We start from the raw sequence: 23788 nt of genomic DNA, 5'->3' as shown, positions 1-23788 counted from the left end.
AGCCCTTAACTTAGCCCTTAACCGAGCCCACCACAATGCCGGAAACGAAGTACCGCTGCAGCAGGGGATAGATCAGCAGCAGCGGGATAACTGCAATAACGATCTTGGCTGCATTGAGGTTGGTGTTGCCCAGGGAGGCAGAATCCACCACGGCAGACAGATTGCCCTGCTTGATCAGATCTTCCACGTTGATCTGCAGACTCTGGATATAGGTCATCAGGGGATAATAGGCGGCTTTGGACATGTAGATCAGGCCGCTGTAGAAGTCGTTCCAGCTGCCCACAATGCTGAACAGGGATACGGTGGCCAGAACCGGCTTGGAAATGGGGATGAAGATCTTGGTCAGAACCTGGAACGGGTTGGCGCCGTCAATGAAGGCGGCTTCCTCAAGCTCTTTGGGAACAGCAGCAAAGAAGTTCATCACCAGGATGACATTGAAGATGGGCACGGCTCCCGGCAAAACCAGGGCCCAGACGGTATTGAGCAGGCCGTAGGATTTGACAACCAGGAAGGTGGGGATCATGCCGCCGTTGAAAAGCATGGCAAAAATCATCAGGTTTGCATAGATGTTGCGGCCCCGGAACTGTGCGTTAGTTTTGGAGAGGGGATAAGCCATCAGTACGATCAGCACAAAGTTGATGATCAGGGCCAGCACAACCCGCTCCACCGAGATCAGGAAGGAGTGCCAGAACTGGGAGTCCTCCAGGATCTTCTTATAGGCTGCGGTGCTGAATCCCACCGGGATCAGCCCTACCATGTTGCCTTCCACTGCTGCAGAGGAGGAGAAGGAGATGGCAACAATGTTCAGCAGCGGCAGCAGACAGACTAGGCCCAGCAGAATAATAATGATGTAGATGATGACAGTGCGGAGTTTATCAACTTTCATTGCCAGACGGACCTCCTTAGAAAATTTTGCTGTCGGTGTACTTCTGAGCCAGCTTGTTGGCGCCGATCATCAGAACAAAGGCGATCACGGACTTCAAAAGGCCCACGGCGGTACCGAAGCTGTACTGCAGGCCCTGCAGGCCGACGCGGTACACATAGGTGTCCAGAATATCACCGGTGGCATAGACCGATGCGCTGTACAGGTTATAGACCTGGTCGAAACCGGCGTTCAGGATGTTGCCCAAATTCATGACGGCCATCAGGACGATGGTGGTGCGGATGCCGGGCAGGGTGACATGCCAGACCTTTTTCCACCAGGTGGCGCCATCGATGGAAGCAGCCTCGTAAAGGGTCGAGTCGATGGAAGTGATGGCTGCCAGATAGACGATGGAGCCATAACCGAACTCTTTCCAGGTGTCGGTCAGGATCAGCAGGGGCTGGAACAGGGAGTTGCTGCCCAGCCAGTTCAGCGAGGTGCCCAGCATTGCGTTGACGGAGCCGTCCAGGTTGAACAGATTCTTGACGACCAGAGCCAGCACAACCCAGGACAGGAAGTGAGGCAGGTAAACCACCGTCTGAACCGACTTTTTCAGGGTCCTGTTCTTGACCTCATTGAGCAGAATCGCAAAGGCGATGGACATGATGGTGGTCAAGACGATTTTGCCCAGGGCGATGATCAGGGTGTTGCGGAACAGCTCAAAGCTGTCTGGCATTTCGAACAGGTATTTGAAATGTTTGAGGCCCACAAAGTCAGAACCGAAAAACCCTTTGGCGGGTCTGTAGTCCTGAAAGGCCATGATGGCGCCGAACATCGGAACAAAGTTGAACAGAATCAGGAAGATGAAACCAGGGAGCATCATGCCGTGGTAATACAGTTGATAGGCCTGGTTTGCGTGGCTCTTTTTGACCTGATTTTTCATCCGTTTCCACCCCCTTTGTTACTGTGCAAAGTATTCCTGGACTTCCTGGGCGATTGCGTCGCCGCCCAGACGCTTCCATTCGCTGACAAAGGTATCGAAATAATCGATGGGCTGTGCGCCGGTCACGATTGCCACATAGGCCTCCAGCTCGGTCTTGTCCAGGGTTGCCTTTTTCTGCTCGCTGGTGGGGGTGGTGGGGGGATACTTGGGGGTGATCCATTCGGCGTTGCCGTTCTTTTCCAGCGCATCGATGGATGCGCCCAGGCCGATGATGCGGGACTCATAGAAGTGCCAACCGCCCAGGGTTTCCTCAGTGACGTTCTGGGGATCCTTCAGGTAGTCCAGAATGGCCTGGGAAGAGCCTCTGTTCTCGGCAATGGTGGTTTCCTCAGGGGTCATCTCGCCGTTGATGACAGCCATGTGCTCGGTGTAGTAAATGGAGGGATTGTTGGCGGGCAGGACTTCCATGTAATAGGGACGGCCCTCGTTGTGTCCGCCGGCGTTGATGTAGGCGATGACCTCCGGCGCGGTTTCCGCGGTGGCGCGGGCCAGATCGTCATAGAGGATGTTCAGAATTTCCACTGCCACCTGGGGATACTTGCAGTCCTTGCTGACCACCAGGAACCGCTCGGCGGCGTTTTCGTGGTAGGCGTGGACGATGCCATTGTCATCGGCCACCGTATAGGCGATGTACTCTGCCTCCGGCACCAGGGCCTTGACGCTGCTCAGACGCCAGTCGGGGATATGCCATGCGCCAAAGACAATGCCCAGCTCGTTGTTGATCATCATGGCGTTGATGTCATCGGTGGTGCGGGTGCCGAACTGGGGATCCAGGATGCCCTCCTCGTACCACTCGTTCATCTTGGCCCAGGCAGCTTTGACTTCGGGCGCCAGGGTGGACCAGCTCATGGTGCCGTCGGGGTTTTCGATCCATCGGTCGATGTAGCCGCCCATGGCGTTGGCGATGCACATGGCATCGCCGATATCATTGCCGGAAAAAGCCATGCCCACGGTGCTGTTGCCGCCGCCTACATTGGCGTCCACAAAGGCCTTGGCCACAGCGGCGATGTCATCCAGCGTGATGCACAGGTCGCCGTCGGGGTCGGGGTTGATGCCCAGCTTGTCCAGCCAGTCCTTGCGCATCCAGCACAGGACAGGGACGCTGTTGTCGGGGTTCGTACCGGGAATACCCATCAGCCGGCCGTCAAAGGTTGCCATGCTCAGGCAGCGGCCGTCGTAGGAATCGTAGAGGCTCTTGATGTAGTCAGAGGCGTACTCCTCGTACACATCGGTCATGTCATAGGTCAGGCCGTTGTTCACCATCTCGACAAAGGTGTCGTAGCTGATGACGGTCATGATGTCGGGCAGTTCGCCCGATGCGACGCAGGTGGCCAGCTGGTTGGTGAAAGCGTCACCGCCTGCTTCAAAGCTGTCCACCAGATCCACGTTGAGCTTGGATTCAATGTAACGGGTGTAGGCGTTGTCTTCAAAAGTCTGTCCTTCCGGGAACAGGGCAGCGGCAGAAGGTTCCGCAAAACGGCCCAGGGTGATGGTCAGGGTGTCCACATAGGCTCCGTTTTCGTCCTTAGCCACAGAAACGGCGGCAGATTCATCGCCGCCTCCGCAGGCGGTCAGTGCGGTGAGTGCGCAGGCAACGGTAGCGGCCTTCAAAAATGATCTGCGCGAAATCTTTCTCATGATAAAATCCTCCACGATGTTCAGTCAGATTTTCCGGAATTCGTTTTTTGTCTGCTCCATCCAGGATACAAAAAAACAAATCCTCTTCCAGTTTGTATATGTCTCGTTCTGACAGGCTGCGCAGCGTGTCTTTTTGACGAGCTCATTGTACAATACCGAAGAGGATTTGAAAAGGGTTTTGCGTAACGTTTCCTACGAAACTGATAAATACCACAAAAATTATTTGTGGGTTTTGCGCAACGTTTCCTACGAAACTGATAAATACCACAAGAATTATTTGTGGGTTTTGTGCAGATCTTTTGACCAGGGCGCGGCGTTGGGGGTTGATTCGCACACCGAGTTGCGGCGGATCAGTTCAACAGGCTGAACGTAATTTTTACACTCCACCGGTTCCTGCCGAATCAGACGCACCAGCAGTTCCACGGCGGCCTCTGCTTTGGCCGGGACGTTCTGACGCACGGTCGTCAGAGGGGGATGCATGAGTTCTGCATAGATGCAGTCGTCAAACCCGGTGACGGAGACCTGCTCCGGCACCTGTATGCCGTGGTCCTGCAGATAATTCATCACTTCCGCCGCATCATAGTCAGAGGCCAGGGCCACAGCCCCGGCCTGGACAAAGCGATCCAAATAGTGGCCGTACATGACACGGCGCAGAGAAAGATCCTCGGGGAGAAGAATATGGCGCTCTTCTCCGCAGTCAATCCCGGCAGAGCGCATCTGATGCTGAAATCCTTTCCAGCGGTAATGGTCTGCGCCGGTATCACACTCGGCGACAAAGATGGCCTGGGTGTACCCGTTGTCCAGCAGATACTTTGCAATCATGGCGCCGCCGCCGAAATCATCCGTCCCCACGTTGACGTAGTGGTACTCCGCCTCGGGATAGGTGTCAATCAGGACCATATATTTGTTGAGTTGCCTGCGCAGCTGCTTGTATTTCTTTTCGTCCAGTCCCAGGACGACCAGACCATCCACATTCCATCGGGAGGCAATCTCTGCCACCCGGTCCGTATTTTGGTCCTGGCCATTGATCAGCATGACATAATATCCGTTTCGATGGGCTGTCTCTTCTACACCAGACAGAAGTTCTGCCACAAAGGTATCGCGCAGAGAAGGGATGCCGTGGACACAGTTGTAGCCCAGCACCAGTCCAATGATGCAGGACCCTTTGCGGGTCAGCTCACGGGAAGATGTATTCGGGACATAGCCCTCCTGGTTCAGAATTTCCGAAATTTTCCGGATCATTTCCTTGGAAACCTTTTTGGTGTTGCCGTGCAGCACATTGGACACTGTTGTCCGGCTTACACCAACTTGATCTGCAATATCCTGCAAACGCTTCATGGCTGTTCATACGCTCCCTGTTTGATCAGTTGAAACACGAATGGTTTTCAACGTAATCATATCATATTCATACAGTAATTGCAATCCGAATGATCCTTTGATCTTCAATGAATTCTGAACTCAAATAAAGACTTTTTTGATATGAATACCCAGTAGTACTTCATCATCTGTTTGCAGGATGATGAAAGCAAGAAAAAGGGCTGCTGCACTGGCTTCTATCCTTGTGCAACAGCCCCATCTTTCGTTTTCTTCAAAAAGCAGGATCCTGCGAAACCGCAGAGCAGGCCGGTTCCATCACTTGCCAAGATGCCAGATGTCGCGATCGTACTCGGCAATGGTGCGGTCGGAGGAGAACAGGCCCGCTTTGGCGATGTTCACCAGGCACTTGCGCCGCCAGCCCATGGGGTCGCAGGCGTAGTCGCTGAGGGCCTGCCCCTTGCGCACGACGTATGCGTTGAAGTCCGGCAGGGTCTGGAACCAGTCCTTGTGGATCAGTTCGTCGTGCAGGCAGGTCAGGTTTTCGGCGTGACCCGCAGCCAGCATCTCCGGCCCGGTGAGGAACTCGATGGCGCGGCGGATGTTGGCATCGCCCTCCACCCACTGGGCCGGGTCGTAGTCGCCGACGGCATAGCGGTGGATGACCTGATCGGAGGTCTGGCCGAAGATATAGATGTTCTCTTCCCCGACCTGCTGGCTGATCTCCACGTTGGCACCGTCCATGGTGCCCAGGGTCAGCGCACCGTTCAGCATGAACTTCATGTTGCCGGTGCCGGAAGCCTCCTTGGAGGCAAGGCTGATCTGCTCGGACAGGTCGCAGGCCGGGATGAGTTTTTCAGCAGCGGTGACGTTGTAGTTCTCCACAAAGACCACCTGCAGCCACTGGGACACCTCCGGGTCTGCGGCGATGACCTTGGACAGAGTCAGCAGGGCGTGGATGATGTCCTTTGCGATGGTATAGGCCGGTGCTGCCTTGGCACCAAAGATGCTCACCAGCGGGACGGCAGGCAGATGCCCTGCCTTGATCTCGTGGTACTGATGGATGAGGTACAGCAGATTCAGCTGCTGGCGCTTATACTCGTGCAGGCGCTTGGACTGGATATCGAACACGGCATCGGGGTTCACCGTTACCTTCTGGGTGCGCAGCAGCCACTCCGCCAGCGCCGCCTTGTTGGTCTTTTTCACGGCGGTCAGTTCGTCCAGCACGGTCTCGTCGTCGGCAAAGGCCAGCAGCTTTTCCAGCTCGGCGGCGTCCTTGCGGAAACCGGAGCCGATGTGCTGTTCCAGCGTAGCGGTCAGGCGCGGATCGCACTCCAGCAGCCAGCGGCGGAAGGTGATGCCGTTGGTCTTGTTGTTGAACTTTTCCGGGTACAGCTCATAGAAGCCGTGCAGCTCGGAGTTTTTCAGGATCTCGGTGTGCAACGCTGCCACGCCGTTGGTGGAGTGGGTGAAGTGGATGTCCATGTGGGCCATGTGCACCCGGTCGTCCTTGTCGATGATGGCAAGGCTCTCGTCCTTGGTGCGGGTGCGGGCCAGAGCGTCCAGCTTTTCGATGATGGGCATGAGCTGCGGCACCACGGCATCCAGATAGGCGCGGGGCCACTTTTCCAGCGCCTCGGCCAGAATGGTGTGGTTGGTGTAGGCACAGGTCCTGGTCACGATCTCCACGGCTTCCTCAAATTCGATGCCCCGCTCCCCCAGCAGCCGGATGAGTTCCGGGATGACCATGCTGGGGTGGGTGTCGTTGATCTGGATGGCGGCGTAGTCAGCCAGATCGTGGTAATTGCAGCCGCGGGCCGCACACTCAGCCAGAATGAGCTGGGCACCAGCAGAGACCATCAGATACTGCTGGTATACCCGCAGACGGCGGCCAGCCTCATCGGAATCGTCCGGGTAGAGGAAGAGGGTCAGGTTCTTGTCGATGGCGGTCTTGTCGAACGCGATGCCGTCATGGACGATGCTCTCGTCGATGGTGTCCAAATCGAACAGGTTCAGGGTGTTGGTGCGGCCCTCGTAGCCGGTGACGGCCAGCTTGTACAGCCGGGCGGTGTACGCCTTGCCCGCCAGCTCCACCGGGTAGGTGATGTCGGTCTTTTCGGCCCAGCTGTGGGCAGTGAGCCACGGGTCGGGCTTTTCGTTCTGGACGCCGTCCTCAAAGGACTGATGGAACAGGCCAAAGTGATACCGCAGGCCAACGCCATCGCCGGGCAGATTCAGCGTTGCGAGCGAATCCAGGAAGCAGGCCGCCAGACGGCCCAGACCGCCGTTGCCCAGAGAGGGTTCCGGCTCGACCTCTTCAATGTCCGACAGGCGCTTTCCGGCTGCCGCCAGTGCATCGCGGGCTTCCTCGTACAGACCCAGATTGATGAGGTTGTTGGACAACAGCTTGCCGATGAGAAATTCGGCGCTGATATAGTACAGCTTGCGTCCGGTGACCGGCTGCACGCGGTCGGCGCTCTTCTGCCGCACAAGCTCCAGCAGTGCCAGGTACAGCTCCTGATCTGTGCAGTCCGCCAGCAGCTTTCCGGTGAGGCTCTGTAACGTTTCGGTAAAGCTCATAAACGCATCCTCCTTTGATACAGAAAACAGATTTGACATCTATGATTTAAGATATACCACATAAAACAATCAAAATCTTGCTCAAAAGGTGCAGACTGTGGTACAATCCTATCATCAGGAGGTGAGACGATGCAAAATCAGGCTTCTTTGCAGGAGACCAAGCAGCACGGTGCCGTGCGGTTCCCCTTCAATCTGTATCCCTGCACCATTCCGGGAGACTTCCCGCAGGTGGCGCTCCACTGGCAGGAGAGCATGGAGCTGGTCTTCGTCAAGCGGGGCGCGGGGCTGGTGCAGGTGGGCGCTGCGTCCTGCCCGGCCTACCAGGGGGATATCTTTATTTTTACGCCCGGCACCCTCCACGCCTTGCGGCAGAGCGAGGGGCAGTGCATGGAATACGAAAACCTCATCTTTGAGCTGGAGCTTCTGGGCGGCACAGAGGACCTCTGCGCCGAGAAGTATCTGCTGCCGCTCCAAAGCGGGCGCTTGTCACTGCCGGCACGTCTGACCCCGAACGACCTGTGCTATCTTCCGGCTGCTGCCTGCCTGCGGGAGGTGGAGGAAGCCAACCGCGCCAAGCTCCCCGGCTACGAGCTGCTGGTCAAGGGGGCGCTGCTGCGCTTCCTCTCCCTGCTCATTGCGCAGGGGAAGCAGCAGCTCCCCGCAGAAACAGCCGACACCCAGCGGCTGAAAGCCGTTCTGCAATGGCTCTCGGCCCATTATGCCGAGGCGCTCCGGGTCGCCGATGCCGCCGGGGTCTGCTCCTTCAGCGCCAGCCATTTCATGCGCTGGTTCCGGCAGATGACCGGGCAGAGCTTTATCGCCTTTCTGAACGAATACCGGCTGAACGCTGCCGCCGAGGCACTGCAGACCACAGACGAGACCGTCCTGACCATCGCTTCCCGGTGCGGCTTCGAAAACCTCTCCTATTTCAACCGGGCGTTCAAGGCACACTTCGGCATGACCCCGCGGGAATACCGAAAAAAATAAGCAAACCGAGGCCGTTCCGCTTCTCTGGAAAAGAGAGGGAACGGCCTCGGTTTTTGCGCATCAGACCTCTGGCGGCGGGCAGCAGCTCTCGCGCGGGATGAGCTTGTGCGGCACGATGATCTTGGTTGCCAGAAGGTTCGGGTTCTCGATGTGGTTGATGGTCTGGCTGGCGGCTTCCATGCCCAGCTGGTAGGGGTTGACGTCCACGGTGGTCAGCTGCGGGCTGGTGATGCGGGAGAACAGCGAGTTGTTGAAGGACACGATGGACAGGTCTTTCGGGACGCGCAGCCCCAGCTTGCCGCAGAACTGCTCCAGCACCACGGCCAGAATGTCATCGCTGACCAGCATGGCGGTGGGGTGGTCCGGCGCGGTGAGCAGAGCCTTCAGCGGTTCCTCGTAGGCATCGTTCAGCGTGTTGACCTCCACGCAGTCCTCTTCGCGGGGGGTGATGCCGTGTTTGAGCAGGGACATCCGGTAGCCCCGCTTGCGCTCTGCCGAGAACAGCAGGGCGTTGCTGACCCCGAAATACGCAATGCGGCGGTGGCCCAGTTCATAGAGGTAAAAGGAAGGTACACGAAGATGCAGAGAAGTGCAGGCATTTTGCTGCCCATCAGCAGTCTGCCGTCCCCTTACGGCATCGGCTGCTTCTCGCAGGAAGCATACGATTTTGTGGATTGGCTCAAGGAGGCCGGACAGACCTACTGGAAGATCCTGCCGCTGGGGGTGACCAGCTACGGCGACAGCCCCTACCAGAGCTTTTCCGCCTTTGCGGGCAACCCGTATTTCATCAGTCTGGACGCACTGGTGGAAGAAGGCGTTCTGACCGCCGCCGAATGCAAAAAGGCAAACTTTGGCCGCAAGGCAGACGACATCAACTACAGCCGCCTGTACACCGAGCGCGGCCGTCTGTTGCGGCTGGCCTACTCCCGCAGCGACATCGGCCACAACGAAGCGTTTGCGGCGTTCTGCGAGAAAAACAAGTGGTGGCTGGACGATTTTGCCCTGTTCATGGCGGTAAAAGACCGCTTTGAGGGCAAGCCGTGGATCGAGTGGGCGGAGGATATCCGCCTGCGCTGGCAGCCCGCCATGGACTACTACCGCCGGGAGCTGTACTTTGAGGTGGAGTATCACAAGTATCTCCAGTTCAAGTTCGACGAGCAGTGGCGCAGGCTGAAAGCCTATGCCAACAGCAAGGGCATCCGGATCATCGGCGATATCCCCATCTATGCGGCGCTGGATTCGGCCGACGCATGGGCCAACCCCGGTCTTTTCCAGCTGGACAAAGAGAACCTGCCCACGGCCGTGGCGGGCGTTCCCCCGGATGGCTTCTCCCCCACCGGCCAGCTCTGGGGCAACCCGCTCTACCGCTGGGAAGCCCACCGCGCGACCGGGTATCAGTGGTGGATCACCCGCCTGTGGTACTGCTTCGAGCTGTACGACGTGGTGCGCATCGACCACTTCCGTGGGTTCGATGAGTATTTCTCCATCCCCTACGGCAGCGAGACTGCGGTGGAGGGCCACTGGGAGAAAGGCCCCGGCATCGAATTGTTCCGTGCCGTGGAGCAGGCGCTGGGCAAGCGGGAGATCATTGCAGAGGATCTTGGCTACATGAGCGACACCGTGCGCCAGCTGGTGCAGGACAGCGGCTTCCCCGGCATGAAAGTGCTGGAATTTGCCTTTGACTCCCGCGATACCGGCAGTGCCAGCGACTACCTGCCCCGCAACTACCCGGTGAACAGCGTGGCCTATACCGGCACCCACGACAACGAGACGCTGGTCTCGTGGTACCAGACCGTCACCGACACCGAACGCGCCATGGTGCGGGATTATCTGTACGACTACGCCACCCCGGAAGAGCAGCTCTATCAGAGCATGATCGCGCTGATCTTACGCAGTGCGGCAGCGACCTGCATCATCCCCATGCAGGACTGGCTGGGGCTGGACAACTCCGCCCGCATCAACAAGCCCTCCACCGTGGGCCAGAACTGGCGCTGGCGGCTGAAAAAGACCCAGCTGACCAAAAAGCTCCAAAAGGAGATCTGCCAGCTGACCGCCCGCTACGGCCGGATGAACTGGGCGTAAGGGGAAAAGCCAACAGGCAGGCGACAAATCACGCGCCCAGCATATCTGCGGCGTGGCGGCTGCGGTTCAATGAGCGCGTTCTGGAAGAGGCCGAGAACTCTCGCCTGCTGGATTTCGCGCACATGGAAGAAGAGAGCCGCGCGGAGGTTCCGCGCATATCTGCACCTCCAACGGGCACCCTACCGTTGGAGGTGTTTTTTATGGATTCTCTGACGCCCTTCATCCGGCACGAGCTGGAAGACAGGCCCGGCGTTTCGGCGGCCCCGGAGGCCGCGTGCAGCCGGTGTTCCCCGCCGCTGGGCAAAGAGCCGGGCCCGGTCCAGCCGCCCAGCCCGCCCGACGGCCCGGACGTACAGCTCCCGCCGCCGGAGATCCCGCCCAACGAGCCGTCCGGAGTGCCCATGACCGACGGCACCCCCATGGCCTGCCGCCAGAAGAATGCGGCGGCATTCCTCAAAGGGCAGGTGCCCGGCGTGATGGCCGAATACGCGCCGGGGCTGTTCTCCACCGAGCAGCGGCTCCACAGCCGCCAGCCCGCCCCGGACGACTCCGAGGGCGTTCAGGACCTTGTCGACTGGCGGGAAGACGCCCCCTACGGTTAAGCGACTGTAAATTTTTCAAAGAATTTTCAATTAGTGGTTGAAATCTGCGCCGTGTTCTTTTATTATGGTAGCAAACAAAGCAAAGGCAGGTAAAGGAACTATGGCAGAAATCAAATACGAAGTCGTTCAGCGCATCGCGGTGCTTTCTCAGCGGCCCCGCGGCTGGGAGCGTCAGCTCAACCTCATCAGCTGGAACGACGGCGACCCCAAGTACGACATCCGCGACTGGTCTCCGGACGGCACCCGCATGGGCAAGGGCATCTCCCTGAGCCACGACGAGCTGGCCATCCTCAAGGGCATCCTGGACGATCTGGAGCTGTAAGATGGGCGACCGCGAAGAGTTTTTGGCCCTCTGGCACCAGCACGTCACCCGCCCCGGCAGCGAAAAGCTGCTGGAATGGCTGGACAAGAAGACGGATTTCTTCACCGCACCGGCTTCCACCCGCTTCCACGGGGCCTGCGAGGGCGGGCTGTGCATGCACAGCCTCAACGTCTACCATGCGCTGCACGACACCTTTTTCACCGAGGGCGACAGCGAGGAGACCTTTGCCATTTGCGCACTCCTGCACGACCTATGCAAGGCCAACTACTACAAGGTCGGCACCCGCAACGTGAAAAACGACGCCACCGGCCAGTGGGAAAAAGTCCCCTTCTACAGCGTCGAGGACCTGTTTCCCTACGGCCACGGCGAGAAGAGCGTCTTCCTCATCGAGCGGTTCATGAAGCTGAAGGTTGAGGAGGCCGTAGCCATCCGCTGGCACATGGGCGGCTTCGACGATGCGGCCAAGGGCGGCTGCTTCGCCATCTCGGAAGCCTACGACAAATATCCGCTGGCCGTCAAACTGCACATCGCAGACCTGGAGGCCACCTATCTCATGGAACACCGGACCAGCAGCGTAAGATAACAGACACAACAAAAGACGACCGGAAGCGCAATGCGTTTCCGGTCGTCTTTGTGTTTTGTATTATCCCATCAGCGCTTCCAGCTGATGCACGATGTCCACCGAAAGGTAGTCCAGCCGGGTGGTGGGTTTCCAGTCCTTCTGTGCAAAGGGGGATTTCCGCCCTTCTTCCGGTTCGGGCACTTCGGCGGCTTTGGGAGCCGGTGCAGGCTCTGCCGCCTGCGGGGCGGGGGTGCTCTGCGGAACCGCTTCCGGGAGAGCCGTTTCCTGCTCTGCCTGGCCGGGGAACACGATCACCGGCAGGCCGGGCTGGTCCAGCACCGGGGGCTGAGGCGTCTTGGGCGGCAGCAGCTCATTTTTGCGCGCCTGATCACAGAGTGCTTCCAGTTCCGCATTCTCCTGCCGCAGCGCGACCACTTCGCGCTCACAGGCAAAAAGGCGGGTCTGATAACGCCGGATCTCGGCATTTGCTGCCGACAGGCGGCGGTTCAAGGCTTCCACTTCACCCGACTGCAGCCGTGCAGCGGGCTGAGAGGCCGTGCCATGGGGCCCGGTCTCTGTTCCAACCTGCGCCATAGTTTCCTCCACTTCCTGCACCTTGCGCAGAGCGCGGCGGTATTCGCTGGCCGCAGCGGCACTGTACCGCTCCACACAGCGCAACACGCTGTTCCTGCGGCAGCTCAGCCATTCGGTGTGCAGCCATACGTCCTGCGGTAGCATCCTCCTGCCCTCCTCACACCTCCGTGCAAAGAGCTCACGCCATTTGCTGTTTTTACTTGCGCTTGTTCAGGATCGCCAGCAGCTCGTCATAATAACGGTTGTCGCTGCTCTCCTCTTCCACGGGCTTTGCAGCACCGGCAGCGGGAGCCGAAGCGGCAGCTGCGCTGTTCTTGGCTGCCGCCACATCCGAGCTGAACACAGCCGACGGAGCAGAGCTGACGGAAGCGGCGGCACCGTTCAGGGTGCTGCGCAGGCCTTCGGGGATCTTGTTGTCGAAGCCGGTGGCAACGACAGTCACGCGCATCTCATCGGACAGGTTCTCGTCGAACGCAGTACCCCAGATGATGTTCGCATCGGGGTGTGCGCTCTGGGTGATGAGACCGGCAGCAGTCTCGACATCCTCCAGGCCGATGTCCGGGCTGGAAGTGATGTTGATGATAACGCCGTGTGCACCGGCGATGCTGGTCTCCAGCAGCGGAGAGGAAATGGCAGCCTTGGCGGCGTTCTCTGCCTTGCCGGCACCCTTTGCGCTGCCCACGCCCATGTGTGCGTAACCTGCATCCTTCATGATGGAGCGCACGTCGGCGAAGTCCAGGTTGATGAAGGCGGGCACATTGATCAGGGCGGAGATGGATTCCACGCCCTGGCGCAGCACGTTGTCGGCGGCCTGGAAGGCATTCATCAGGGTGATCTTCTCCTGGCTGATCATCTTCAGGCGCTCATTGGGGATGACGATCAGGCTGTCCACGTGCATCAGCAGGTTTGCGATGCCCTGCTCGGCCAGGCCCATCTTCCGCTTGCCCTCAAACGAGAAGGGCTTGGTGACGATGCCGACGGTCAGGATGCCCAGGTCATGGGCGACCTCCGCCACAACGGGAGCCGCACCGGTGCCGGTGCCGCCGCCCATACCGGCGGTGATGAAGACCATCTGCGAGCCCTTGAGGGCATTTGCGATCTCGTCCTTGCTCTCCTCGGCCGCACGCTGGCCGATCTCCGGGTCTGCACCTGCGCCGCGGCCCTTGGTGAGCTTGGAGCCCAGCTGCACCTTGGTGGCAGCATGGTTCTTGGCCAGCGCCTGCTGGTCGGTGTTCATTGCGATGAATTCGACGCCCTGCAGGCCGTCGCTCACCATGCGGTTGACTGCGTTGCCGCCGCCGCCGCCTACGCCGATGACCTTGATCGTCGTAACGTTTTCGTCCATTTCTTCGTCGAGCATGAGTGCCATAACTTTTGTCCTCCATTGCGGATGTTATCGTAGACCTGAGCATTTCGCACAGAATTATATCAAACCTACATTTATATAACTGTATCGTACCATCTTTTTGTTCCGATTGCAAGATGATTTTGCTTTTTTGAAGAGGTTTTTTTCGCAGATGGGTTTCGGGAGCGCTCTTCGCGTCGAATTTGTGCCCCCAAAGATGACAAAATCTCCGTAAAAGCAGCATACCCCCGGTCGATATGTTCCGGGTGGCCGATCACGCTGGTCCCGGACGCGGCCAGTGCCGCCACCACCAGCGCAGCCCCGCCCCGCAGGTCCGGCGCAGCCAGCTCCGTGCCCCGCAGCACCCCGCCCGGCCGGATACACAGCGTTCGTCCATTGACCTGAACCTTCGCGCCAAGACGTTCAAAACCGGCCGCGCAGCCGAACCGCCGCTCAAAGATGACGTCTTCGATGCTGCTCTCCCCCTCGGCGCAGAGCATAGCCGCCGCCAGCAGCGGGGCCGCATCCGTGGCAAGGGCCGGGTAAACGCCCGTGAACACCCGCCCGGCCCCATACAGCCGCCCGAAGCGGGAGAGCCGGACGCTGTCGCCGCCCTTCTCCACCCGGCACCCCATTTGTTCCAGAATTTCCAGCACCGGCGCATAGAGTGAAGCCGGGCAGCCGCTCAGTTCAGCGCGCCCGCCCGCTGCCGCCACCGCGCAGGCCAGCGTAGAGGCAAAAATGCGGTCCGGCAGCGGCGAAAACACGCAGCCGGAAAGGTTCCGCCGCCCCTCGATGTAGAGGGTGGAACTTCCCGCCCCCTGGATGTGTGCACCGCAGCGGTTCAGAAATGCGGCCAGGTCTGCGATCTCCGGCTCCCGCGCCGCACCCCGCAGCACGGTGGTGCCTCTGGCGCAGGCCGCTGCCAGCACGAGCGTCTCCGTGGCCCCCACGCTGGGGAAACGCAGGGTGATCTCTGCCCCATGCAGGCCGGACGGAGCCGTCAGCACCAGCCGGCCGGGGCCTGCCTCCCACTCCACCGCCCCCATCTGGCGCAGCCCGGCCAGATGCAGGTCGATGGGCCGCGCCCCGATGTTGCACCCGCCGGGCAGACTCGTCTCGGCACGGCCCAGCTTTGCCAGCAGCGGCGCACAGAAGAGGATGGACGCCCGCATTTGTTCGGCAGTTTGCCCCGGAAGGCTGCTGTTCTGCGGGGTACCAGAGACAAGGATATCCTCCCCTTCCCACCGGGCCGCACAGCCTGCGCCCCGCAAAAGCGCCAGGCTCGCCGCCACATCCGAAAGGCGCGGCACGGCCCGCAGACGCACATCGCCGCAGAGCATCGACGCCGCAAGCAGCGGCAGCACGCTGTTTTTCGCCGCCGGGATGCGCACTGCACCGTTCAGCGGGCGGCCGCCCATCACCACAATCCGGTTTTCCATAAATGCAGCCCCCATTTCGCAAAAGATACCCCACGGTATGCGAAATGAGGGCTGCATGTGCATTGGAATTTGTCGTTTTGTTTGTCCTTCTCCGTCCCGCTTCGCGTGCCAGCGTCCCCAAAGGGGGAGCCTTTGGCAGACCGGAAGCGCAGCGTGTTTTCCGGAAACAGGCGGGCCCCGCACTCTTTTTACGTCTCGCCCCTCGAAACGGACAAAACAATTCCCATTTCGCCCAGAAGCATCATCAGGCTGGTGCCGCCGGAGGAAAAGAAGGGCAGGCTGATGCCGGTGTTTGGGATGGTGTTGGTGACGACGGCCACGTTCAGCACGGCCTGCAGCGCCACCTGCACCACGAAGCCCACCACCAGCAGCGCCCCGAATCGGTCGGGGGCTCTGGCTGCGATGGTGATGCCCCGCCACAGCAGCAGCACGAACAGCCCCACCACTGCACAGGCCCCGATGAAGCCCAGCTCCTCGCAGACGATGGAAAAGATGAAGTCGTTCTGCGGTTCGGGCACGAAAAGGTGCTTCTGGCGGCTGTTGCCCAGCCCCAGCCCGGCTGCCCCGCCCGACCCGATGGCATACAGGCTCTGGATGGTCTGGTGCCCGTCGCCCAGCGGGTCTGCAAAGGGGTCCTGCCAGGAGCGGAGGCGATCTGCCGCATAGGGCACCAGATCCGGCATGATGACCACCGCCGCCGCGATGGCTCCGGCGCCGCCCACGCCCGCCAGCACGAACCACCGCAGCCCGGTGCCGCCCACGAACATCAGCACGGCACCGATGCCCAGAATGAGCATCGTGCCCGAAAGATGCGGCTCCAGCAGCATCAGCGCCGCTACCACGCCCAGCACCAGCGCAAAAGGCAGCACCCCCACGGCAAAGCTCTGCATCCGGTCGTAGTTGAGCGAGATGATGTGGGCAAACACCAGCACCACCGCAAATTTTGCGATCTCGCTGGGCTGCAGGGTGCCCAGCCCCGGCAGCACCAGCCATCGCTTGCAGCCGTTGTACTCCGGCATGAACAGCACCGCCGTCAACAAGAGCAGCGAAACGCCCAGAAGCGGCCACGCCAGTTTGTGGAAGATGTGGTAATCCACCCGGCTGGCAAGGCCCATCCCGGCGATGCCCAGCGCCGCATAGAGCAGCTGTGGGCGGAGGTAGGCGAAGGCATCGCCCCGCCGATAGAGCGCCACGGCCCCCGATGCGCTGCCCAGCATCACCAGCCCAAAGCCCACCAGCGTGAGCACCAGCACCAGAAACGGCAGGTCCGGCGCAGGCAACGCCCGCAGCCCGATCCGGTGCCGCCCGCCGGGCCGGGCCGCAGCAGTTTCTTTCATCCGTTCACCCCCTGTCCTCTTATTGTACGCCGGAGGCCGGGGCGTTAGTCTTTTTGGAGCCGCCGGTACATAAAATAGCGGCGAAGGGAGATGATGTCATGCCTCTCCGCACCCTCCCGGAGCAGGCCTTCCGCCGCCGGGCGCGGATGGTGGCCGTGGTATTCTGCGCCGTCTGCCTGGGGCTGGCGGCGCGGCTGTTTTATTTGCAGCTGCGCACCAGCCACTGGTACACCGACCGTGCCCTCGGCCAGCAATTGCGGGACACCGTCGTGCCCGCCGACCGGGGCAAAATCTACAGCGCCGACGGCGTTCTTCTGGCGGCGAACAGCAGCTGCTGGACCCTCCGCGCCTCGCCCCGCGAGATGCCAGACGACAAGCTTTCCCTTGCCGCCGAAGGCCTTGCAGACATCCTGGACCTCGACGCGGCCAACTTGCTGGAATCGTTCCGCGACCGCCGCTCCAACGACTGCCTGCTCCGCTACCGGGTGGACCGCACCACCGCCGACCGGGTGCGGGCGTTCTGTGAGGCCAACGGCATCACCGGCATCCGCATCAATCAGGACTCCAAACGGTGGTATCCGCAGGGGCAGTTCCTCGCGTCGGTGCTGGGGTTCACCAATGTGGACAACGCCGGGGTCTCCGGGCTGGAGCTGCAGTATGACGGCCTGCTCACCGGCGAGAACGGCGTGGTGCTGACCGCGGTCAACGCCTGGGGCTACACGCTGGAACAGAGCTACGAGACCGAGCGTTTTCCCACCGAGGGCGACGGCCTGCGGCTGACCATCGACACCCAGATCCAGCACTATCTGGAAAACGCGCTGGGGTACGCGGTGCAGGAGCACCATGTGGCCGCGCGGGCTGTGGGCATCGTGATGGACGTGAACACCGGGGCCGTGCTGGCTATGTCCACCACCCCCTCCTACGACCCCAACGAGCCCCGCGTCATCGCAGACGAAGCCGCCCGGAATCAGGTGGAGAGCCTTTCCGGCGAGGTGCGCCGTGCCGCCCTGCAGCTGGCCCAGCAGACCCAGTGGCGGAACAAGGCCGTCAGCGACCTCTACGAGCCGGGCAGCGTCTTCAAGCTCATCACCTGCGCCGCCGCGCTGGATGCCGGGGCCATCACCCGGCATTCCAGTTTCTACTGCGGCGAGTCCATCTCGGTGGCCGGGACGCGGTTCCACTGTGCCAACCACAAGCGCCACGGGGCCCAGACCGTGACCCAGGCGCTCGAAAACTCCTGCAACCAGAGCTTCATCCAGATCGGTGCCCGGCTGGGCAGGGAGGCTTTCTGCAGCTACTTCGCCGCCTTCGGCCTCCGGGAGCCCACCGGCATCGACCTGCCCGCGGAGCCGAAGAAGAGCCTGTACTACACCGCCGACCGGATGGGCCCGGTGGAGCTGGCCTCCTGCGCCTTCGGGCAGAGCAGCAAGATCTCCTACCTCGAAATGGCAGCGGCCGTCTGTACCGTGGTCAACGGCGGAAAGCTGATGCGGCCCTACGTGGTCTCCGACATCCTCGCACCGGATGGGAGCCTCATTGAACACATCGGCCCCGCCTGCACCCGGCAGGTGCTCAAGGCCGAGACCAGCGCCGTCATGCGGGAGATGATGGAGGCCGTCGTTCTCTACGGCGGCGGACGGAACGCACAGATCGCAGGCTACCGGGTGGGCGGCAAGAGCGGCACCAGCCAGAAGCTGGACAGCGCCGACGAAAAAGCCCGCATCGCCAGCTTTGTGGCCGTAGCACCCATCGACGACCCGCAGTTCCTCTGCCTCGTCTGCCTGGATGAGCCCCACAGCTGGACCACCGCCGGCGGCAGCCTCTCGGCCCCCGTCTGCGCCGAGGTGCTGGAACAGACTCTCGTTTATAAGGGCATCCCCCGCGCCGCTGTGCCGGATGCAGCTGCCTCCGAGCCCACCGCCGCCGACCTCCCCGCAGACGGCGACAGCTTCGATGGTGCCTAAGGTGTGTCTGAAAACAAAGAAAATGACGGATATTTCGCAAACACAAGCAGGATTTAAGGCAAAGAGCCGCAGGAATCCTTTGTGGATTTCAAGGCTTTTTAACGCAAAATCCGGCTGCGTTTGTAGAAATAGACTATATTTTCGACTTTTCAGATACACCCTAACAAAAAAAGACCGCCGAAGCGGTCTGAAAGGTTCGTGGTTAATTCTGCTGCGGCTGCTCGCGGAACCGGATCTCACCGGTGGCCGCATCCATGGACTCGACGATGGCGAGGCTCTCCAGCTGGATGCCCTTGCTGCGGATCAGCTCGCCGCCCTGCTGGAAGCCCTTCTCGACGGCGATGCCGATGCCCTCGACGGTGGCCCCGGCCTCATTGGCCAGTTCCAGCAGGCCCATCAAGGCGCAGCCGTTGGCCAGGAAATCGTCGATGATGAGGACATGGTCTTCCGGGGTGAGGAACTTTTTGGAGACGATGACGTTATAGATCTTTTTGTGGGTGAAGGACTGGATCTTGGTCTCGTAATTGTTGTAGTCCAGATTGATGCTCATGGACTTTTTGGCAAAGACCACCGGCACATTGAACTCGCTGGCGACCACTGCTGCAATGCCGATGCCGCTGGCTTCAATGGTCAGCACTTTGTTGATGGGCTTGCCTGCAAACAGGCGCTTCCACTCTTTTGCCATCTCGCGGAACAGCGGGATGTCCATCTGGTGGTTGATGAAGCTGTCCACCTTCAGCACGTTGCCCTCGCGCACGATGCCGTCCTTGCGAATCCGATCTTCCAGCAGTTTCATTTCAGTCTCTTCCTCCAAGCTTTTGATACAGCATTTCGATTTCACCTAGTATACCGGATTCCCCTACCGGATTTCAAGGTCTTTTGGGCAATTTCTCTCTTGTTTTCTCCAAAAATTCGAGTATACTGAAGGTAATCCTCGGAATACGAGGCCGAGGAGCTGCGGAGGTTGTGGAGAGCCTCCCGCACTGTGGGATACGAAGGACAAGAAGGAGCAACACCATATGAAAACAGGATTGGTCTTGGAAGGCGGCGCGATGCGGGGTATGTTCACCGCAGGCGTTCTGGATGTGCTGATGGAACATGACATCACGGTAGACGGTGCCATCGGCGTGTCGGCCGGTGCCGTGTTCGGCTGCAATTACAAGTCGCATCAGATTGGCCGCACCATCCGCTACAACACCCAGTACTGCAACGACCGGCGCTATGCCAGCTTCAAGAATCTGCTGCGCACCGGCAATCTGTACAGCGAACAGTTCTGCTATCACGATGTCCCCGAAAAACTGGACCCGTTCGACGAAACGGCCTTTGCGGCCTCGCCCATGGATTTCTTCGTCGTCTGCACGGACGTGAAGACCGGCGAACCCATTTACCACAAATGCCGCAAGGGTGACGCCGAGGATGTCCGCTGGATGGAGGCATCGGCCTCCATGCCGCTGGCCGCCAAGATCGTCCAGATCGGCCACTACGGCCTGCTGGACGGCGGCGTCGCCGACTCCATCCCCATCCGCTTTTTCGAATCCATCGGCTACAAGCGCAACCTCATCATCCTGACCCAGCCCAAGAGCTTCGTCAAGAAGAAGAACCCCCTGCTGCCCGCCATCCGGGCGCGGTATCTGCGCTATCCGGCCTTTGTGGAGGCCGTGGCCGACCGCCACGAGCGCTACAACGAGACGCTGAGCTACATCTCCATGCTGGAACAGGCCGGTGCCGATTACGTCATCCGCCCGCCCATCCCGCTGGAGATCGGCGCCATGGAGCGTGACCCCGATCAGCTCCGCCGCGTCTACGAGACCGGCCGCGCCGTGGCACAGATCCAGATTGACAAGATCAAAGCCTTCCTCGACGCCGCCAAGGCGGAACCGGAAACTTAACAAGCAGCAAGCCCCGCCCTGCATCGCACACATTCCCGTGCGGCGCAGGGCGGGGCTTTGTTCGTGATCGGCGGGCATTATAAGCCAAATGAAATCAAGGTAGAAAACAAATAATCCGACCCCATCTCCTATCGGAAACAAGTTCGGATCATTTTTGTTTGGTCCGAGTGGCGAGAATCGAACTCACGGCCTCTTGAACCCCATTCAAGCGCGCTACCAAAACTGCGCTACACCCGGATATCTGTAAGCGGCTGTCGCTCACAGCTCATTTAGTATACCCGACAAGGGCGGTTTTGTCAAGCACTTTTCTCAAAAATCCTCCTCAGAATTTTCCAAGATGGCTTCGGTCGGGCTTCGCGGGGTGTCGAGTTCCACGGTCGCCAGCGCCACGGCGAAAACGCTCTCGGCACCGGCGGCCAGCAGGGCCTGGGTGCAGGCGGTCACGGTGGCACCGGTGGTGATGACATCGTCCACGAGAAGGATGCGCTTCCCTGCCACTCGTTCCGGGTCTGTCACACGGAACGCGCCAGATACATTCACCAGCCGCTCATCGAAGGAGAGGCCCTCCTGCCGCTTGCCGGAGCGGGCGCGGACCAGCAGCCTCGGCTCCAGCGGGACGCCCACTGCGCGGGCCACGGACCGGGCCATCCGCTCCGGCACGTTGTACCCGCGCACCCGGCTGGAAGCCGGCACCGGCACCACGCAGTTGTAGCCGATGGCAAGGCCGGGTACGGTCTCCACCTCCGGCCCGAAGCCGCGCATCCGGACTTTGCTCCCGAACAGAAGCCGTGCCATCTCCACGCCCAGCTCATCGGCAGCCCACGGGGCAGCCTGGAACTTCGCCCGCAGCACACCCCGCCGGACGCAGCCCGCATAGCGGTAGGGCGCGGCGGCACCTTCCAGATTTTTGATGTAGTGCCGCTCCCTGGCCAGACGAAAGGTCGGGCGGCGGCGCAGCGTTTCCAGTTCCTCTTTGCAATCGGGGCAGGCGCTCACCGATCCCAGCACCCGGTCACAAAAAGGGCAGCGGCGCGGGTAAAGCACCCAGCGCAGCTGCCGCAGAATGCGGCCAACGCCGCTGTTTTCGATTTGCATCAATCGTTCTTGACCGCGATGATGACCCGCACCTTTTTGCCTGCCGTGCAGCCGAAGTTGTCGTACCAGCCGGTGAGCTTGTACTCGTCGGTGTTCACGGAGGCCAGTCTGGTGGGGTAATACTGGCCCTTGTACCACAGGTAGACCTGGGCATCATCGGCCATCTCATAGCGGGTATTGCCCGACAGCACCGACGCTGCACCCACGCGGTCGATCTTCAGCGGCATCAGCTGGACCATGCTCTTGACCGAGCCGGTGGTCTCCTGCCGCACTGCAACGCCGCCTGCGATGACCGGGTACTTGATGGCGGTGCTGAAGCTGGCGGGCGAGCCGTTCACGTAGCACACATAGGTCGCGCCGCCGCCGATGAACTGAAGGATCTGCTTGAAGGGGGTGCCGGTGATCTCGGCCACCTGCTTGAAGCCGATGCTCAGCAGCGAACCGGTGTTGCTGGTCAGCTTCTGCCAGGCCGTGGAGAGGATATCGCCGGAGACGATGCCCCACAGGATCTCGCTCGTCGTGGGCACCAGAAGGCTCGTGACCTGGTCGGTCACGGTCCCCTGCGTCGTGGAATCGGCAGACCCCGTTGTCCCGTTCTTGTTACCGGTGGTGGTTCCGCCCGCCGCGGACGAACCGCCGGACGAATTTGCATCGGGGTTGAAGCTGGTGATGAAACTCTTGAGGTCGGTGTAATTGGCTGCGAGGTTCTTCACATCATCCAGCACACCGTACTTCCACAGGTCGCCGGTCACATCGTTCAGGATGAGGCGGTCGATCTGGCCAGCCTCATTGACGGTGTAGTAGCGGACGTCCGAACTGCTCAGTGTGACCCCCGATAGGCGGCTGGGACGAACCGTCCCAGCCACACCCTCCGAAGTCGTATCCAGAATCTCTACATCGTCGGCCAGAGCGGCATCGCCCAGGGCCGTGGCGTTCTCGTTGATGGTGCCGCTGGTCGAGCGGCCGCTGACATGCTCCACATTCTCGCCGTCCGGGCCTACGGTGATCTCCACCAGCCAGCCCGCCGGGAAATTCAGGCTCTTATCCACATTCACGGTGCGGGTGATGCCATCGGTGCAGAGGACGGCCACTTTTTGCAGCACGTCTGCACCGTTTTCCTCGATGAGGCTACGGGCGGAGGACTGGACGACGCCGTAGAAGACGCTGTCGGCCTCCTCGCCGGTCACGATACCGGCAGCCTCATTGTTCATGCCCAACAGCAGGGTCACGACCTGACCCACGCCGCCGCCGTTCAGGGAGGACACCTGCGAGGCCACGGCCGCGGAACCGAGGGTGTAGGTGCTGCCCGCCACGGTCACGGATGTCGGGGCGCTGGCGCTGGGCGAGACTGCCGTGATGCGGCCTGCTGCGCGGCGGGTATAGATCCAGACAGTCTGTAAACTTTCGCTGTAGTAATACACATCGTACTTCGTCAGTTCAGCGGAAGAAGAGACTTTGTCGTTGCGGTAGACGCTCACAGGGGCAAAGGGCAGCTGCGTGGTGCCGTCCGCGATGAAGGGGCCTTTCAGGCTGCTCAGCATGACGCTGGACGTATCCACCTGACCGTTCGAGACCGTGAAGCCCAGCGAAGTGCCGTAGGCACTGCCGCTGGCGGCGTTGGCCGTGAGGGCATTGTAGAACAGGATGGCGCACTCCTCATAATTCAGTGCCTCGCCCTGCTGACGCTCCAGCTGATTGCGCAGGCCCAGCTCGCTGGCCTTGTTCAGCTGCGCCAGCGGGAAGGAGCCGCTCAGGTCGGTCATCTTATAGCCCAGCAGCTTGAGCACTGCCGTGACAGCCTCTTCCAGCGTCACGGCGTTGTCCGGGCGGAAGGTGCCGTCGGTGTAGCCGCTCATCCAGCCCTGCTGCACTGCAATGCGGACATAGGGCGCATACGCCGAACTGCCGGGCAGGTCCTTGTACAGGGTGCCCACGGCTCCCTGCGAGCCTACGCTCTCCCGGAAGGTGGAATAGGCCACCAGCATCCGGGCAAAGGCCCCGCGGGTGACCACGGCGTTCAGCGCCGCCGTCTGGGTGGAGTCCATGCCGTCCAGCGTGATGGACAGCTGCACGGCGGTGTTGGCATTGCCCGCCGCTGCGGCCGGGAGCGCCAGCATCGACACGGCCATGCTGACCGCGAGAAGGAATGCGAGAAGACGTTTTTTCATCT

At 60.6% G+C, this 23788-nt stretch carries 20 protein-coding genes and 1 tRNA gene; 7 read left to right on the top strand and 14 right to left on the bottom strand.

From position 1 onward, the window contains the following. Positions 1-10: 10 nt before the first annotated feature. From J3350_RS06290 to glgP, 5 genes are all read right to left on the bottom strand, one after another. A complete protein-coding gene (locus J3350_RS06290) occupies positions 11-886 on the bottom strand; it encodes a carbohydrate ABC transporter permease (protein WP_015564190.1) in 876 nt (291 codons plus the stop codon). Between the two features lie 16 nt (positions 887-902). Then, positions 903-1805, bottom strand: coding sequence for a sugar ABC transporter permease (locus J3350_RS06285; RefSeq protein ID WP_097793518.1), 903 nt, complete (start codon positions 1803-1805; stop codon positions 903-905). Positions 1806-1823: 18 nt separating this feature from the next. Continuing rightward, a complete protein-coding gene (locus J3350_RS06280; protein ID WP_207686068.1) occupies positions 1824-3503 on the bottom strand; it encodes a substrate-binding domain-containing protein in 1680 nt (559 codons plus the stop codon). Between the two features lie 273 nt (positions 3504-3776). Next, a complete protein-coding gene (locus J3350_RS06275; protein WP_207686067.1) occupies positions 3777-4841 on the bottom strand; it encodes a LacI family DNA-binding transcriptional regulator in 1065 nt (354 codons plus the stop codon). A gap of 294 nt (positions 4842-5135) precedes the next feature. Further along, positions 5136-7397, bottom strand: a complete 2262-nt coding sequence (gene glgP, locus J3350_RS06270) for a glycogen/starch/alpha-glucan family phosphorylase (RefSeq protein ID WP_207686066.1) — start codon at positions 7395-7397, stop codon at positions 5136-5138. Positions 7398-7526: 129 nt separating this feature from the next. Between glgP and J3350_RS06265 the strand changes: the two genes are divergently transcribed. Continuing rightward, positions 7527-8384 carry an AraC family transcriptional regulator gene (locus J3350_RS06265; protein ID WP_207686065.1) on the top strand — a complete coding sequence of 286 codons (858 nt, stop codon included), beginning with the start codon at positions 7527-7529 and terminating at the stop codon, positions 8382-8384. A gap of 60 nt (positions 8385-8444) precedes the next feature. Here the strand turns inward: J3350_RS06265 and J3350_RS06260 are convergent, their stop codons facing one another. Further along, the gene (locus tag J3350_RS06260; RefSeq protein WP_242700172.1) at positions 8445-8888 is read right to left on the bottom strand and encodes a substrate-binding domain-containing protein; all 444 of its coding nucleotides are present in this window, start codon (positions 8886-8888) and stop codon (positions 8445-8447) included. A gap of 75 nt (positions 8889-8963) precedes the next feature. Here J3350_RS06260 and malQ point away from each other — a divergent pair, with 75 nt between their 5' ends. The 4 genes from malQ to J3350_RS06240 all read left to right on the top strand — a co-directional run bounded on the left by malQ (position 8964) and on the right by J3350_RS06240 (position 11973). Next, positions 8964-10466: a 4-alpha-glucanotransferase gene (gene malQ / locus J3350_RS06255; protein ID WP_207686064.1), complete on the top strand. Its 1503-nt coding sequence runs from the start codon at positions 8964-8966 to the stop codon at positions 10464-10466. Positions 10467-10666: 200 nt separating this feature from the next. Beyond that, on the top strand, positions 10667-11068 hold the full coding sequence (locus J3350_RS06250; protein WP_207686063.1) for a hypothetical protein: 402 nt from the start codon (positions 10667-10669) through the stop codon (positions 11066-11068). A 100-nt stretch (positions 11069-11168) separates the two neighbouring features. Further along, positions 11169-11390: a YdbC family protein gene (locus J3350_RS06245; RefSeq protein WP_055189971.1), complete on the top strand. Its 222-nt coding sequence runs from the start codon at positions 11169-11171 to the stop codon at positions 11388-11390. Between the two features lies 1 nt (position 11391). Beyond that, the gene (locus J3350_RS06240) at positions 11392-11973 is read left to right on the top strand and encodes a hydrolase (protein ID WP_097793527.1); all 582 of its coding nucleotides are present in this window, start codon (positions 11392-11394) and stop codon (positions 11971-11973) included. Positions 11974-12033: 60 nt separating this feature from the next. Here the strand turns inward: J3350_RS06240 and J3350_RS06235 are convergent, their stop codons facing one another. The 4 genes from J3350_RS06235 to J3350_RS06220 all read right to left on the bottom strand — a co-directional run bounded on the left by J3350_RS06235 (position 12034) and on the right by J3350_RS06220 (position 16670). Further along, positions 12034-12690 carry a hypothetical protein gene (locus J3350_RS06235; protein WP_207686062.1) on the bottom strand — a complete coding sequence of 219 codons (657 nt, stop codon included), beginning with the start codon at positions 12688-12690 and terminating at the stop codon, positions 12034-12036. A 52-nt stretch (positions 12691-12742) separates the two neighbouring features. Next, positions 12743-13915 (bottom strand): cell division protein FtsZ, encoded by a 1173-nt coding sequence (gene ftsZ / locus J3350_RS06230; protein WP_207686061.1) that lies wholly within the window; start codon positions 13913-13915, stop codon positions 12743-12745. Positions 13916-13986: 71 nt separating this feature from the next. After that, on the bottom strand, positions 13987-15333 hold the full coding sequence (locus J3350_RS06225) for a UDP-N-acetylglucosamine 1-carboxyvinyltransferase (RefSeq protein WP_242700165.1): 1347 nt from the start codon (positions 15331-15333) through the stop codon (positions 13987-13989). A gap of 188 nt (positions 15334-15521) precedes the next feature. After that, positions 15522-16670 (bottom strand): FtsW/RodA/SpoVE family cell cycle protein, encoded by a 1149-nt coding sequence (locus J3350_RS06220; protein WP_207686060.1) that lies wholly within the window; start codon positions 16668-16670, stop codon positions 15522-15524. Positions 16671-16768: 98 nt separating this feature from the next. On the opposite strand from J3350_RS06220, the gene J3350_RS06215 reads away from it, so the two are divergent. Next, positions 16769-18634, top strand: coding sequence for a penicillin-binding protein 2 (locus tag J3350_RS06215; RefSeq protein WP_207686059.1), 1866 nt, complete (start codon positions 16769-16771; stop codon positions 18632-18634). A gap of 202 nt (positions 18635-18836) precedes the next feature. Here J3350_RS06215 and J3350_RS06210 read toward each other — a convergent pair whose 3' ends face one another. Next, a complete protein-coding gene (locus J3350_RS06210) occupies positions 18837-19430 on the bottom strand; it encodes a xanthine phosphoribosyltransferase (protein ID WP_207686058.1) in 594 nt (197 codons plus the stop codon). 223 nt (positions 19431-19653) lie between these two features. Between J3350_RS06210 and J3350_RS06205 the strand changes: the two genes are divergently transcribed. Further along, on the top strand, positions 19654-20523 hold the full coding sequence (locus J3350_RS06205) for a patatin family protein (protein WP_207686057.1): 870 nt from the start codon (positions 19654-19656) through the stop codon (positions 20521-20523). 159 nt (positions 20524-20682) lie between these two features. Here the strand turns inward: J3350_RS06205 and J3350_RS06200 are convergent. The 3 genes from J3350_RS06200 to J3350_RS06190 all read right to left on the bottom strand — a co-directional run bounded on the left by J3350_RS06200 (position 20683) and on the right by J3350_RS06190 (position 23786). After that, positions 20683-20760, bottom strand: a tRNA-Pro gene (locus J3350_RS06200). A 72-nt stretch (positions 20761-20832) separates the two neighbouring features. After that, entirely contained in the window at positions 20833-21618 is a 786-nt protein-coding gene (locus J3350_RS06195; RefSeq protein WP_207686056.1) for a ComF family protein, read from the bottom strand. Then, positions 21618-23786, bottom strand: coding sequence for an S-layer homology domain-containing protein (locus tag J3350_RS06190; RefSeq protein WP_207686055.1), 2169 nt, complete (start codon positions 23784-23786; stop codon positions 21618-21620). The genes J3350_RS06195 and J3350_RS06190 overlap by 1 nt, the downstream gene beginning before the upstream one ends. Positions 23787-23788 lie beyond the last annotated feature (2 nt).

Source organism: Faecalibacterium sp. Marseille-Q3530 (assembly GCF_017377625.1).
In the GTDB taxonomy this organism is placed as follows: domain Bacteria; phylum Bacillota; class Clostridia; order Oscillospirales; family Ruminococcaceae; genus Faecalibacterium; species Faecalibacterium prausnitzii_E.
Note: the sequence above shows the minus strand (reverse complement) of the source record. Positions and strands in the feature narration are given on the sequence as shown.